Annotated in this window: 3 protein-coding genes; all 3 read left to right on the forward strand. The window is 70.2% G+C overall.

Features of this window, described 5'->3' with window-relative positions:
* Positions 1-51 precede the first annotated feature (51 nt).
* The 3 genes from EJB06_RS04560 to EJB06_RS04570 are packed head-to-tail and all read left to right on the forward strand — an operon-like array spanning position 52 to position 15,501.
* Positions 52-5,346, forward strand: coding sequence for a non-ribosomal peptide synthetase (locus EJB06_RS04560; RefSeq protein ID WP_126072802.1), 5,295 nt, complete (start codon positions 52-54; stop codon positions 5,344-5,346).
* Positions 5,346-9,797 carry a type I polyketide synthase gene (locus EJB06_RS04565; protein WP_126072803.1) on the forward strand — a complete coding sequence of 1,484 codons (4,452 nt, stop codon included), beginning with the start codon at positions 5,346-5,348 and terminating at the stop codon, positions 9,795-9,797. Before EJB06_RS04560 ends, EJB06_RS04565 begins: the two co-directional genes overlap by 1 nt.
* 7 nt (positions 9,798-9,804) lie before the next feature.
* Positions 9,805-15,501, forward strand: coding sequence for a non-ribosomal peptide synthetase (locus tag EJB06_RS04570; protein WP_126072804.1), 5,697 nt, complete (start codon positions 9,805-9,807; stop codon positions 15,499-15,501).
* The last annotated feature ends 2 nt before the right edge of the window (positions 15,502-15,503 follow it).

A 15,503-nucleotide genomic window follows, 5' to 3' on the forward strand; every position in this document is an offset into this window, starting at 1 on the left:
GCACTGCAATCCGATGCACGTTCCAGGCTTTTGCGCCTGCGAGATAAGCCAATGACCAAGCAATCGATCCTCCACAGCGACCCATTTCGTCATCCGAACAATTTCGTCGAACGTGCCAGGAGCCTGGCGGACAGCCAGCCCGAGGACGCGGCCGTGATCGTCGTGCAGGAGCGTGACGGCGAACTTGTCGAAACCCGGCTTGGCTACCGCGGCTTCGACCAGCGCGTGCGCGCCCTGGCCGCCGTGCTGCAGCGCCGTTTCGAGAAGGGCGAACGGGTCCTGATCATGCTCGACAACGACGAACATTACGCGGTCAGCATGTTCGCCTGCTTCTACGCCGGCGTGATTGCGGTGCCCGCGTTTCCGCCCGAATCGATCCGTCCCCAGCACCTGGCGCGGCTGGCCGGGATCGCCGCCGACGCCCAGGCGCGCGGCATCCTGACCGCCAGCGCGCTCCAGGCGCTGGTCGACGGCGCCGCCGCCGAGTTCGAGGTGGAGCAGGTGATCGCCGTCGACCTGGTCGATCCCGCCACGGCCGGCGACTGGCAGCCGTGCGAGCCGGCCGCCGGCGATGTCGCCTTTTTGCAGTACACCTCCGGCTCGACCTCGGCGCCCAAGGGCGTGATGGTCACGCACGGGAACCTGATGGCCAACGAACGCGCGATCCGCTCCAGCATGGGGATCGGCGGCGACGACCGCTTCGGCGTCTGGTCGCCCCTGTTCCACGACATGGGCCTGATCGGCGGCCTGCTGCAGCCTTTCTACAGCGGCATCGTGTGCGTGCTGTCGTCGCCGCGCTTCTTCCTGGAGCGCCCGCTGCGCTGGCTGGAGATGATCTCGCGCCACCGCGTCACCATCAGCGGCGGACCGGATTTTGCGTATCGCCTGTGCCTGGACCGGATCAAGCCCGCCCAGGCCGCCGGGCTGGACCTGTCCAGCTGGCGCGTGGCCTATACCGGCGCCGAACCGGTGCGGCAGGATACGATGGACGCCTTCACCGAGCGCTATGCGCTTGCCGGCTTCAGCGCGGGCGCCATATATCCGTGCTACGGCCTGGCCGAGAGTACGCTCTTTCTCACCGGCGGGCGGCGCGGCAGCGGCATGCTGGCGACGCGCTTCGATGGCGCCGCGCTGGCCCGGTCGCAGGTGATGCCGGACGCCGGCGGCAACGCGCTGGTCGGCTGCGGCCGGATCGCCGAGGCGCACGCCTTGCGGATCGTCGATGCGCGCAGCGGCGAGGTGGCCGCAGCGGGCACGATCGGCGAGATCTGGGCCGCCGGGGAGAGCATCGCCGCCGGCTACTGGAACAAGCCGCGCGAAAGCGCCGACACGTTCGTCGAACGCGACGGCCTGCGCTGGCTGCGCACGGGCGACCTCGGTTTCGTGGTCAACGACGAACTGTTCGTCGCCGGACGGCTCAAGGACATGATCATCGTGCGCGGCCATAACCTGTACCCGCAGGACATCGAACGCGCTGTGGAGGCCGAGGTGGAGGCGGTGCGCAAGGGCAGGGTGGCGGCCTTCTCGGTCGACCTTGGCGGGCACGAAGGGATCGGCGTCGCGGCCGAAGTGTCGCGCGGCTTGCAAAAGCTGGTCGCTCCGCACATCCTGGCCGATGCGCTGTCGGCCACGGTGAGCGTGCAGTGCGGCGAGGCGCCGCAAGTGATCGTTCTGCTCAACCCGGGCGGCCTGCCGAAGACATCGAGCGGCAAACTGCAGCGCAGCGCCTGCCGCCAGGGCTGGGCCGCGCGTTCGCTCGATGCCTATGCGGTTTTCGAAAACGGACGCCTGGCCGGCGCCGACCATGCCGAGGTGGAGGCGCAGGCCTCCCTCGACGACACCGCGCAAGCCCTTGCCGCCCTGTGGCGCGAGGTGCTCAGGCACGATGCGTCGCGCCGGTACGACGGCGCCGCGCACTTCTTCAGCGCGGGCGGGAACTCGCTCGCGGCGGTGCAGCTGGCGGCGCTGGTCGCGCAGCGCTGGGCCATCGATTTTCCGCCACGGCTGGTGTTCGAGCATGCGCGCCTGCAGGAGCAGGCCGATGCGATCCGGCGCGTCCTGCACGAGGGCGTACGGGCCGGGACTCCGGCCATTCCGGTCCTGCCGGCCGCGCGCCGCGCAGAGCCCTTGCCGCTCTCGCCGGCGCAACAGCGCCAGTGGGTGCTGTGGCGGCTCGACCCGGACGGCACCGCCTACCATATCCAGGGAGCGCTGCGCATCGGCGGCGCGCTCGATGCCGACGCCATGAGGCAGGCGCTGGCGGACCTGGTACGGCGCCATGAATCGCTGCGCACCGTCTTCCGCGTGCGCCCCGATGGGGAAGTCGAGCAGCTAATCCAGGCCGCCGCCACGCTGGACGTGCAACGCGCGTTTGCCGGAGATGGCCAGGCCGGCATCGTGCGCGCGCTGCATGCGCTGCGCTCGCAAGCGTTCGACCTCACCAGCGGACCGCTGGTGCGCGCGGCGCTGCTCCAGGTGTCCGGCCAGGAGCACGTGCTGGCGCTGGTGATGCATCACATCGTCTCCGATGGGGCGTCCATGCAGATCCTGGTGGACGAACTGGCGCAGGCCTACGCCATGCGCCGCGCAGGCGAGGGCGCGGCCTTGCCGCCGCCGTCGATCCAGTACGCGGACTATGCAAGCTGGCAGCACGGTCAGGCCGGTCCAGGCCAGCACGAGCGCCAGCTGGCATACTGGCGCGCGCATCTGGACGCGGGTGCGCATACCGCGCATCCGGTGCTCATGCTCCCGACCGACCGCCCGCGTCCGAGCGTGGCGCGCTACCGCGCCGCCAGCCAGCGCCTGGAACTGCCGGCCGAACGGCTGGCGCAGTTGCAGGCGCTGGCCGAGACCCATGGCGCAACGCTGTTCATGGTGCTGCTGGCAGCCTTCCAGGTCCTGTTGTTCCGCCATACCGGCCAGCGCGACATCCGCATCGGGGTGCCGGTGGCGAACCGCGCGCGCGCCGAACTGCAGGGCGTGGTCGGCTTGTTCGTCAACACGCTGGTGCTGCGCAATACGATCGACTCGCGCATGACGCTGGCCCAAGCGCTGGCCGGCGCCAGGCAGGCGGCGCTCGGCGCCCTGGCCAACCAGGACTTGCCGTTCGAGCAGCTGGTCGCCGCATTGCAGCCGGAGCGCAGCCTGACCCATAGCCCCTTGTTCCAGGTGATGTTCAACCACCTGCAAAACGACTACGCCACGTTTGCAGCGCGTACCGGGCTCGCGGTGGAGGAGCTGGCGCTGCCCGACCAGGAAGCCCAGTTCGAACTCACGCTGCAAACGCGCACCAGCGCCGCCGGCCGCATCGAGGTGAACCTGGTGTACGCGGCCGACCTGTTCGACCCGGCCACCATCGAGCGCATGGCGAACCATTACGCGGCGCTGCTCGCCGCGCTGGCCGGCAACCCCGACCGGGCACTGGGCGACATTGCGCTCCTGGGAGACGCCGAGCGCAGGCAGTTGCTGGAGTGGGGCGCCGGCGCCCGGGCCACTGGCGATACGACAGCCGTGCACCGCCTGATCGAGCGCCAGGCTGCGGCCCATCCGCACGCCACCGCACTGATCGCCGGCGCCACCACGCTGACCCATGCGCAGCTTCAATCGCAGGCCAATCGCCTGGCGCACCACCTGATCCGGCTGGGCGTACGGCCGGAGGTCAAGGTCGGCATCGCGGTCGAGCGTTCGGCCGACATGGTCGTCGGCATGCTGGCGATCCTCAAGGCGGGTGGGGCCTATCTGCCGCTGGACCCGGCTTATCCGGCCGGGCGCCTGCGCCATATGGTCGACGACAGCGGCATCGCGCTGCTGCTCACGCAGCGCCACCTGGCGGCGCAGCTGCCGGCGCACGCCGGCGTGCAGGTGCTGGAACTGGACGCGCTGGAGCTCGACGGCGAGCCCGATCGCGCGCCCGCCGTGGACATCCACGGCGAGCATCTCGCTTACGTCATCTACACCTCGGGATCGACCGGCAAACCCAAGGGCGTGGCGGTGGCGCACGGGCCGCTGTCGATGCACCTGCAAGCGATCGGCGCGCACTACGGGCTGGTGGCGCAGGACCGGCTGCTGCAATTTGCCTCGATCAGCTTCGACGCGGCGGGGGAGCAGTGGATGCTGCCGCTGCTCGCGGGGGCCGCCGTCGTGCTGCCGCGCGAGCGGCATGTGGGCCTCGATGCGCTGACCGGCATGCTACGGCGCGACGGCGTGACGGTGCTGTACATGCCGCCGGCCTATCTGCGCCAGCTGACGCAAACGCTGGCGCCGGCCTCGCTGCCGGTTCGGCTGTGCATCGCCGGCGGCGAAGCCTGGGCCACGCCGGAATTCGCAAGGGTGCGCGCGATCTGCGTGCCCGAGCGCGTGTTCAATGCCTACGGCCCTGCCGAAACGGTCATCACGCCCACCGTCTGGTCGGACGCCGGCGGCGCAGGCGACGCCGCCTACGTGCCGGTCGGCCGTCCGGTCGGAGAGCGCAGCGCCCTGGTGCTCGACGCCGACATGAACCTGGCGCCGATGGGCGCGCCGGGCGAGCTGTATCTGGGCGGGGCCGGGCTGGCGCGCGGCTACCTGGCGCGCGCCGGCCTGACGGCGGAGCGCTTCGTGGCCGATCCGTACCAAGCGGGTGGCCGCCTGTACCGCAGCGGTGACCTGGTGCGCTGGAACAGCGCCGGGCAGCTGGAATACCTGGGGCGCATCGATCACCAGGTCAAGCTGCGCGGCATGCGCATCGAGCCGGGCGAGATCGAAGCCGAGCTGCTGGCGCAGCCCGAGGTGGTCGACGCGGTCGTGGCCGCGCGCGAGGGCCCCGGCGGCGCGCGGCTGGTGGGTTATGTCTGCGCCGTCGCCGGCCAGTCCATCGATGTGCCGTCGCTGCGCGAGCGGCTGGGCCGAACGCTGCCCGATTACATGGTCCCGACCGCAATCGTGCAACTCGATGCGCTGCCGCTCAACGCCAACGGCAAGGTGGACCGCGCAGCGCTGCCCGCGCCGCAGATGGCGGTCGGCATCGCGTTCGCCGCGCCGCAGGGCGAGACGGAACAGGTATTGGCGGGGATCTGGCGCGAGGTGCTGGGCGTGGAGCGCATCGGCGTGGCCGATAACTTCTTCGACCTGGGCGGCCATTCGCTCCAGCTGATCCGCGTGCATCACCTGCTGGCCGAGCGCCTGGCATCGAACCTGTCGGTCGTCGACCTGTTCAAGTACCCCACCATCGGCGCGCTGGCAAGGCGCATCGGACAAGGTGCGGCTTGCGGCGGCGAGTCCCACACCGCCGATGCCGCACCAGCGGCGGCCGAGCGCCGCCGCGCAGCCCTGCTGCAACGCAAACGCTCCGGCGAAAGGATCAACTGATGCAGCACCAACATGATGACCACGAAGCCACCGGGCTCGAAATTGCGATCGTCGGCATGGCAGCGCGCGTGCCCGGCGCAGCCGACATCGGCGCCTTTTGGAACAACATCCGCGAGGGCGTGGAATCGGTCGTTCACTACACCGATGCCCAGCTGCGCGAACGCGGCGTGGCGCAGGCACTGATCGACGACCCGCACTACGTGAAGGCGGGCGTGCCGTTCGACGGCGCCGACCTGTTCGACGCGGGCCTGTTCGGCTATACGCCGCGCGACGCCGAACTGCTCGACCCCCAGCACCGGATCTTCCTCGAATGCGCCTTCGAAGCGCTGGAGCACGCCGGCTACGCAGGGCAGCGCGGCGCGGCGCCGGTGGGCGTGTATGCCGGCAGCGGCGCCAGCGTGTATCTGATGCGCCAGCTGCTGCCGCATGTGGATCTGGAGCAGGGCGGCGTCGCCGAGCTGCTTGGCCTGATGGGCGGAAACCTGCCCGACTCCCTGTGCACGCGCGTCGCCTACAAGCTCGATTTGCGCGGCCCGGCGGTGACGGTGCAGACAGCGTGTTCGACCTCGCTGATGGCCGTGCATGCCGCGTGCCAGGCCTTGTTGAACCACGAATGCGACATGGCGCTCGCTGGCGGCGTGTCGCTCAACCTGCTGCAAAACGGCGGCTACCGTCATCAGGCCGGCGCGATTCTCTCGCCCGATGGTCATTGCCGCGCCTTCGACGCCAGCGCCGCCGGCACCGTGCAGGGCAGCGGCGCCGGCATTGTGGTGCTCAAGCGCCTCGACGAGGCACTGCGCGACGGCGACACCATCCATGCCGTCATCAAGGGCAGCGCGGCCAATAACGACGGTGCGGACAAAGTCGGATTCAGCGCACCGAGCATCGGCGGGCAAGCCGCCGTGATCCGCGCGGCGCAGCTGATGGCCGGCGTCGGCCCCGAGAGCATCGGCTACGTGGAGGCGCACGGCACCGGCACCACGCTGGGCGACCCGATCGAGATCGCCGCGCTGACCCAGGCCTTCCAGGCCGGCGCGCAGGGCACGGGCTACTGCGCCATCGGGTCGGTGAAAACCAATGTCGGCCATCTGGACGCCGCCGCCGGCGTGACGGGACTGATCAAGGCGGTATTGGCGCTCAAGCACCGCACCCTGCCGCCAAGCCTGAACTTCGAGCGTCCCAATCCGCAGATCGATTTCGCCAACAGTCCGTTCTATGTCAACACGGTTGCGCGGCCATGGGACGCCGGTGCCGCCCGACGCCGCGCCGGCGTGAGCTCGTTCGGCATCGGCGGCACCAATGTCCACGTCGTGCTGGAGGAGGCGCCCCAGAATAGCGTCGCCGACGCCGGCGGCACTGGCGTGCATGCCTTGCCCTTGTCCGCGCGCAGCGCAACGGCGCTGCAGGCAATGGCGGAGCGTCTTGCCGCGCATCTTGAGGAACACCCGACACTCGCCTTGGGCGACGTGGCCCATACCCTGCGCGCCGGGCGCAAGCGCTTCGCGCATCGCGCCGTCGCCCTGGTACGCGACCGCGCCGAGGCGATCGGCGCGCTGCGGCATCAGCAAGCCCACACCCTGTATCGCGGCGAGGCCATGTCGGAGCGGCCGAGCGTCGCGTTCCTGTTCCCCGGCCAGGGCGCGCAGCACGTGGACATGGGGCGCGCGCTGTACGAGCGCGAAAGCGATTTTCGCGCCACGGTCGACCATTGCTGCGCGCTGCTGGCGCCGCATCTGGGCCTGGACCTGCGCACGCTGCTGTTTCCCGCGCCTGCCGGCCGCGCCGACGCCGCCGACCGCCTGGCGCAGACTGCGATCACCCAGCCAGCCTTGTTCGTGATCGAATACGCACTGGCGCAATGGTGGATGCGCCAGGGTGTCGAACCCGACGCTTTGCTCGGCCACAGCATCGGCGAATACGTGGCGGCCTGCCTGGCGGGCGTGTTTACGCTCGAAGATGCGCTGGCCGTCGTGGTCGCGCGTGGACGCCTGCTGCAAGCAATGGTCCCCGGCGCGATGCTGGCCGTCGGAATGAGCGAGCAGGCCGTGCGCGCACGCGCCGACGCCGGCTGCGACCTGGCCGCCGTGAACGGGGCCGAACTGTGCGTACTGGCCGGGCCGCCGGCCGCGATCGCGCAGGCCGAACGCGAACTGGCGGCGCTTGGCGTGGCGCTGCGCCGCCTGCGCGTCTCGCATGCCTTCCACTCGGCCGCCGTCGAACCGATGCTGAACGAATTTGCGGCCCTGCTCAAGCGCACGACCTTGTCGGCGCCGCGCCTGGCCTTCGTATCGAACCTGAGCGGCACCTGGATTAGCGCGCAGGAGGCCTGCGATCCCGGCTACTGGGTGCGCCACGTGCGCGGCACGGTGCGCTTTGCCGACGGCGTGCACGCCTTGTTCGCCAAGGCCGACCGCGTGCTGCTCGAAGTCGGCCCCGGCGACGCCCTGAGCACCCTGGCGCGCCGCCATCCGCAAGGCGCCGCGCGGCCCGTGCTGGCTACCCAGTGCCATCCGGATCGCGCGGTCGACAACGCGGTGCAGCCGCAGCGCTGCCTGGCCCAGCTCTGGGTGGCCGGCATCGAAGCCGGTGCGGCCCAGGCAGGCCGCCGGGTGCCGCTGCCTGCCTATCCGTTCGAACGGCGCTCGTACTGGATCGAGCGCCCGGCCGCGGGTGCGATGCCGCCGCCGTCCGCGAAGCGGCGCGGCGACCTGTCCGGCTGGTGCTACGTGCCGGCCTGGGAACGCAGCCAGGTCCCGGCGCCTGCCACCTCGGCGCGTGGCGTGCTGCTGCTCATGGGCGACGGCGGCAGGCTCGATGACCGCTTGCTGACCCAACTGCATGCGCACGAGCGGCGCGTGGTGCAGGTGGAACGGGGCGCCGCATTCGCGCGCCGCGCCGCGCATCATTATGTGGTTCGTCCCGCCGACCGGGAGGATATGGAACAACTCCTGCGCAGCGTCGGAACCGATCTCGGTCCGGTATCGCACGTCTGCCATGCATGGAGCATCGCTGCCGATCCGGGCGATGCGCTGGAAGCCGGCTTTTACAGCCTGCTCGCGCTGGTCCAGGCGCTGGAGGCCGCCGGCGAGGCCGCGCTGGCCATCACGGTCGTGGCCAGCGGACTGGAAGACGTCACCGGCACCGAGCCGCTATGCCCCGAAAAAGCCACCCTGCATGGGCTCTGCCAGGTCATCCCGCAAGAGTATCCGCAGATCGCCTGCCGCCTGCTCGACGTACTGGCCCCGGACGGCGACGAACACCGGCTGGCGCGCCAGATCGCTGCCGAAATCGAGGCCGGCGCGGGCGAACCGCTGGTGGCGTATCGCGGCACGCATCGCTGGATCCGCAAATTCGTCCACGCGCCCGATGTGGCGGCAGGTCCGGCGCGGCTGCGCCGCCAGGGCGTGTACCTGATTACCGGTGGCCTCGGCGGGGTCGGGCTGGCGCTGGCACGCCATCTGGCGGGTCAATGGCAGGCGCGCCTGGTGCTGCTCGGACGGCGCGCCGCACCCGCGCAGGCAGTCGCCGGGCTGGAAGCGCTGGGCGCCGAGGTACTGGTGCTGCAGGCGGACGTCGCCGATGCCGCGCAAATGCGTGATGCGGTGGCAGCCGCCCGCAAACGCTTCGGCGCCCTGAACGGCATCGTGCATGCCGCTGGCGTGGCGGGGGGCGGCATGATCGCCGCGCACAGCCGGGCCTCGGTGGAACAGGTCTTCGCGGCCAAGGTGCACGGTACCCAGGCACTGCTGGCGGCGAGCGCCGGCGTGCCGCTCGACTTCGTGGCCTTCTGCTCATCGCTGGCCAGCCTCGCCGGCGGCTTGGGCAAGTCCGCCTACGCCGCGGCGAATGCCTACCTGGACGCCGCTGCAGCCAGCGCCAACCGCGCCGGCGGCGGCATGGTGGTGTCGATCGGCTGGGATGGCTGGCGCGAGGTCGGCATGGCGGCCGGCATGCGCATGCCTGACGATGTCGGCATCGCGCCGGAGCAGGGCGCGCAGCTGTTCGAGCGCATCGTCCAGGGCAGCAACCAGGCGCACGTGCTGGTCTCCAGCATCGATCTGGAGAGGCGTCTTGGGAGCAGCGGAGACGAGCTGCTGGCACTGATCGAGGCTCCCGCACCCGTCGAACGCCGTACCGAAGCGCGTCCGCAGCTCCCGACGCCCTTCGTCGCGCCGGACGGCGATATCGAGGAAAGCCTGGCGCGCTTGTGGAGCGGGTTTCTCGGCATTGCGCCGGTCGGGCGCCAGGACAATCTGTTCGAACTCGGCGCCGATTCGCTGCTGGCGGTCCAGCTGCTGGCCAGGGTGCGCCAGGAGTATGGGGTGGAAATCCATCCCGCCGCCTTCTTCAAGACGCCGACCGTGGCGGCCCTGGCCCTGCTGGTCGAGGATCGCCTGATCGAACAGATCGAGCTGGCCGACGCCGATTCACATTCAACCGCGACACCTTGAGGTACCGATGGCCGACCTTCAACAACTAGCCGAACGCCGCGCAAAACTGAGTCCCGAACAACGCGAGCTGCTGGCGCAGCGACTGCGCGGGGGCAAGACCGGCGCGCGCCAGGACGGCATTGCCCGCCGCGCTCCGGGCGCGCCCGCGCCGCTGTCGTTTGCCCAGCAGCGCCAGTGGTTCATGTGGCAGCTCGATCCGCACAGCAGCGCCTACCACCTGTGCGGCGTCCTGCTGCTGGCCGGCCGCCTGGACGTGGATGCCTTGCGCGCCAGCTGGCAGGCGCTGGCCGTCCGCCATCCATCCTTGCGGACGCGCTTCGCGGCGCATGCGGACGGCACCCTCGAACAGGTCGCCGATGCCGCTCCGGGCCTCGACCTGCCTTGCCTCGACCTGAGCACCCTGGACGCCGCGACGCTGGCCGATCGTATTGAGCGCGAACAGGAGCGCCTGTGCACCAGCCCCTTCGACCTGGCCAAGGGCCCGCTGCTGCGCGCGGTCCTGCTCAAGAGCGCGCACGACCGGCATCGCCTGGTCGTGGCCATGCACCACATCGTTTCCGACGGCAGCTCCACCCACATCATCCTCGACGAGATGGCCGCGCTGTATCGGGCGCACCTGTCCGGCGCGGCGCCGGCGCTGGCGCAGCCTTCCATCGATTACGCCGACTACGCGGCCTGGCAGCGCTCCTGGCTCGACGGCGCCGAAGGGCAGCGGCAGCTGGCATGGTGGTGCGGGCGCCTCGGCGGCGAGCAGACCGCGCTGGCGCTGCAGACCGACAGGCCGCGCAAGGCCGACGGCCGCTATCGCGCTGCAACGCACAAGCTGGCGCTGGACGCGCAACTGGCCGAAGGGCTCAGGAAAGCAGCGCTGGCACAGGGCGGCACGCTGTTCATGGCGCTGATGTCGGCGTTTGCGGCGCTGCTGTTCCGCCACACCGGACAAGGCGAGGTGCGCATCGGCGTACCGGTCGCCAACCGCAACCGCACCGAAACCGAGAAGCTGGTCGGCTTTTTCGTCAATACCCAGGTACTCGGCGCCCGCATCGACAGCGGCACGACCCTGGCCGCGCTGCTCGATCAGGTCAGGGAGACCGCACTGGGCGCCCAGGCCAACCAGGATCTGCCTTTCGAACGGCTGGTCGAGGCGCTGCAACCGCAGCGCAGCCTGGGCAGCCATCCCCTGTTCCAGGTGATGTTCAACCACCTGCGCCAGGATCATCGCTCGCTGGACAACTGGCCGGGCCTGACGGTCCAGCGGCTCGATGTCGACGCGCCCGACGCCCAGTTCGAACTGACGCTGCAAACCTGCGAGTACGATGACGGCCGGCTCGACGCTAACTTTACCTACGCGGCCGAATTGTTCGATGCCGCGACGGTGGCGCGCCTGGCGCGGCACTATCTGGCGCTGCTGCGCGCGCTGGCCGAGCGGCCGGCGCAAACGGTCGGCGCGGTCGCGCTGCTGGGTGAGGACGAACGCCGCCAGCTGGAAAACTGGGGCGTCAACCGCCGGCACCATGCCGAGACCGCGCCCGTGCACCGCCTGTTCGAACAGCGCGCCGCCAGCCACCCGGATGCCCCGGCCCTGCTGTTCGGCGACACGCAACTGAGCTACGGCGAATTGAACCTGCGCGCCAACCGCCTGGCGCACCGTTTGCGGCGCGACGGCGTGGGACCGGACGTGCTGGTCGGTGTCGCGCTGGAACGCTCGCTCGCGATGGTGGTGGGACTGCTGGCCATCCTCAAGGCCGGCGCTGCATATGTGCCGCTGGACCCGGAGTATCCGGACGAGCGGCTGGCCTACATGATCGCCGACAGCGGCGTGCAGCTGGTGCTGACCGACAGCGCGATGCGCCCGCGCCTGCCCTCGCTGACGGCGTATGCGCTCGACACCCTCGACACGAGCGGGGAACCCGGCCACGATCCGCAGCCCGCGCTGCATGGCGAGCACCTGGCCTACGTGATCTACACGTCGGGTTCGACCGGCCGTCCGAAGGGCGCGGCCAACCACCATGGCGCGCTGACCAACCGGCTGGCGTGGATGCAGGATGCGTACCGCATCGGCCCGGCCGACACGATCCTGCAGAAAACCCCGTTCAGCTTCGACGTGTCGGTGTGGGAGTTCTTCTGGCCGTTGATGACCGGTGCGCGCCTGGCGCTGGCCGGGCCGGGCGACCATCGCGACCCCGGACGGCTGGTCGATCTGATCGGCCGCCACCAGGTCACCACGCTGCATTTCGTCCCTTCGATGCTGCAAGCCTTCCTGGCGCACCCCGGCGTCGACGGCTGCAATCGGTTGCGGCGCATCGTGTGCAGCGGCGAAGCCTTGTCCGCTCCGGTGCGCGACGAGGTCCTGGCGCGCCTGCCGCAGGCGGCGCTGTATAACCTGTACGGACCGACCGAAGCCGCCATCGACGTGACCCACTGGACCTGCGTGGCGGATGGCCGCAGCCAGGTGCCGATCGGGCAGCCGATCAGCGGCATCCGGACCTACGTGCTGGATCAGGACCTGAACCTCGCGCCGCAGGGAATGGCGGGCGAACTCTATTTGGGCGGGATCGGGCTGGCGCGCGGCTACCTTGGCCGCGCCGGACTGACGGCCGACCGCTTCGTGGCCGATCCGCTGAGCGGGTCAGGCGAACGCCTGTACCGCACCGGTGACCTGGTGCGCTGGAATGCGGATGGGCAGATCGACTACCTGGGTCGGATCGACCACCAGATCAAGATTCGCGGCCTGCGCGTGGAGCTGGGCGAAATCGAGGCCGCGCTGCTGGCGCAGGAAGAGGTACGCGAGGCGGTCGTGGTGGCCACCAGCGGAACGGGCGGCTTGCGGCTGGCGGCCTATGTGTCGGCCGCCGCCGCACAGCACATCGACGACGCGTCGCTGCGCGAACAACTGGGCCGGTCGCTGCCGGCCCACATGGTGCCTTCCGTGATCGTGGTGCTCGATAGCCTGCCGCTGAACGCCAACGGCAAGGTGGACCGCAAGGCGCTTCCCGCGCTCACGGCAGCCGCCGAGGGCGACACCGAGCCGCCGCAAGGCAGCGACGAAGTGGACCTGGCCGGTATCTGGTCCGAAGTGCTGGGCTTGGGCCGCATCGGCCGGCGCGACAATTTCTTCGCGCTGGGCGGGCACTCGCTGCTGGCCGCCATGATGATTTCGCGGGTGCGCGCCGCGATGGACGTGGATCTGCCGCTGCGCAGGGTATTCGAATCCCAGACCTTGCAGGAACTGGCGGCCTGCATTGGGCAACTGCGCGGCCAAGGGCGGGCGGCTCCGGCCCTGCCGCTGGTCGCGGCGCCGCGCGCCGACACCCTGCCGCTGGCGCCGATCCAGCAGCGCCTGTGGCTGGTGGAACGCATGGCCGGGCAGGGCGACGCCGCCTACAACATGGCGGCGGCCCTGCGCCTGTCGGGCGAGCTCGATGCGGCCGCACTGCGCGCCACGCTGGACGCGATCGTGGCCCGCCACGAAAGCCTGCGTACCGTGTACCCGGAGGATGACGACGGCCAGCCGGTGGCGCGGGTGGTGCCGGCCTTCGCCGTCGATCTGCCCGTGACCGACCTGTCGATCGATCCCGCCGGCGTGCCTGGCAAGCTGGCCGCATTGGCCGCCACGCCGTTCGACCTGGCGCGCGGGCCGCTGTTGCATGCCGGCCTGCTGCGCCTCGGACCGACCGAACACGTGCTGCTGCTCTGCGTGCACCACATCGCCTTCGACGGCTGGTCGCAAGCGGTGTTCGTCAGGGACTTCGTCGCCATCTACCAGGCCGCGAGAGGCGGACGCACGCCCGCCTTTGCGCCGCTCGGGATTCAATACGCCGACTACGCCGTCTGGCAGCGGCGCCGGCTCGATGCTTCGGCCGAACGCGACGGCGCTTTCTGGCGCGCCTGCCTGGCCGATGCGCCGGTGTTGTCCACGCTGCCGCCCGACCACGTGCGTGGAGCTCAGGCGTGCGCCGCAGGCAGCGTGCAGCTCCGGATTCCCGCCGATGTGGCGCAGGCGCTCAGGTGCCTGGCCGGCCGCCATGCCAGTTCGCTGTTCACGGTGCTGCTGGCCGCCTTTAACGCGCTGCTGCACCGGCTCGCCGCGACCGACGACCTGGTGATCGGCACCGACGTCGCGGGCCGTCCCCATCCCGCCCTGGAAGAGCTGATCGGCTTCTTCGTCAACGTGGTGCCGCTGCGCTCGCGCCGCTCCGGTGCGGTCACTTTCGGCGACTGGCTGGAACAGGTCAAGCAGGCCAGCCTGGCCGCCTTCGACCATCAGGAACTGCCGTTCGACCGGATCGTCGACCACGCCAGACTGCAACGCAGCCGTGGCGTCAACCCGCTGGTGCAGGTGCTGTTCGTCATGCAGAACACGCCGACGACCCACTTCGACATTCCCGGCCTCGCGGTCGAGGTGCTGCCCGTGCCCGCAGCGGCGGCCAAGTTCGACCTCGCCGTCTTCGTCAGCGAGAGCGACGGCGGCCTGCATGCCGACTGGGTGTTCGCCACCAGCCTGTATCGCCGCGCCACGGTCGAACGCTGCGCGCGCGTCTTCAACGCACTGCTGCGGCGCGTCGCCAATGCACCGGACGGCTCGCTCGACCAACACATTCAATCCAGCCTTGAGGAGTTCCCCATCATGAATCCAACGCCGCCCCTGGCGGGCAAGCTCGACAAACTCGGCAAGCTCGGCAAACTCGGTACGCTGAACAAGGCTGCGGCCCCCGCGCGGCCGCAGGTGACCAGCTCCTTGCTGGCGCCGGGCCAGGAATTCCCGCTGGTGCTCGAAGCTGCCGGCGCGGACATGGACGGCGTGGCCTGGGCCCGCGCAGAGCGCGACTTCATCGAGACGGCGCTGCGCAAGCATGGCGCCATCCTGTTCCGCAATTTCGGCGTGGCGACGGCGCAGGACTTCGAAGCCTTCGCCGAGGCCATGGAGCCGAAGCTGTACGGCAGCTACGGCGACCTGCCCAAGAAGGATGGCGGCCGCAATACCTACAAGTCGACGCCGTATCCCGAGCGCGAGATGATCCTCTACCATAACGAAAGCGCACACATGGCGCAGTGGCCGCGCAAGCAGTGGTTCTTCTGCGAGCTGCCGTCGCGCGTGGGCGGCGCCACGCCCATCGTCGACTGCCGCGACATGCTGCGCCGCCTGCCCGCCACCCTGGTCGAGGAGATGGAACGCAAGGAGCTGCTGTACGTGCGCACCTTCGTGCCGCGCCTGGACGTGAGCTGGCAGGACTTCTTCAAGACCGACAGCCGCGCCGAGGTCGAAACCCGGCTGGCCGCAGCGGGTATCGCCTGGCAGTGGCTCGACGAACACACCCTGCAGACACGCACGCGCTGCCCGGCGGTGGTCAGGCATCCGCTGACCCGGGAACGGATCTTCTTCAACCAGGTGCAGCTGCACCACGTCAGCTGCCTGGAACCGGCGGTGCGCGAAGACCTGCTGGCCATCGCCGGCGCCGAACGCATGCCACGGCAGGTGTTCTTCGGCGACGGCACGCCGATTCCCGACGCCGCGATGGCGGAGATCGGCCGCGCCTACGAGGCATGCGCGGTGCGCTTCGACTGGCGCCGTGGAGACGTCGTCATGCTGGACAATATGCTGGCGGCGCATGCCCGCGACCCGTATGAAGAACCGCGCAAGATTGTCGTCGCCATGGGCGATATGTACGACCGCGCCATGATGGCTGCGGCGCAGGAGGGTTGATC

The organism is Massilia atriviolacea (assembly GCF_003953935.1).
In the GTDB taxonomy this organism is placed as follows: Bacteria; Pseudomonadota; Gammaproteobacteria; order Burkholderiales; family Burkholderiaceae_D; genus Telluria_A; species Telluria_A atriviolacea.

What these genes read in the sequence shown, in the direction of transcription:
- EJB06_RS04560 (WP_126072802.1), top strand. Translation starts at nt 52, where the DNA reads ATGACCAAGCAATCGATCCTCCACAGCGACCCATTTCGTCATCCGAAC.
- EJB06_RS04570 (WP_126072804.1), top strand. Translation starts at nt 9,805, where the DNA reads ATGGCCGACCTTCAACAACTAGCCGAACGCCGCGCAAAACTGAGTCCC.
- EJB06_RS04565 (WP_126072803.1), top strand. Translation starts at nt 5,346, where the DNA reads ATGCAGCACCAACATGATGACCACGAAGCCACCGGGCTCGAAATTGCG.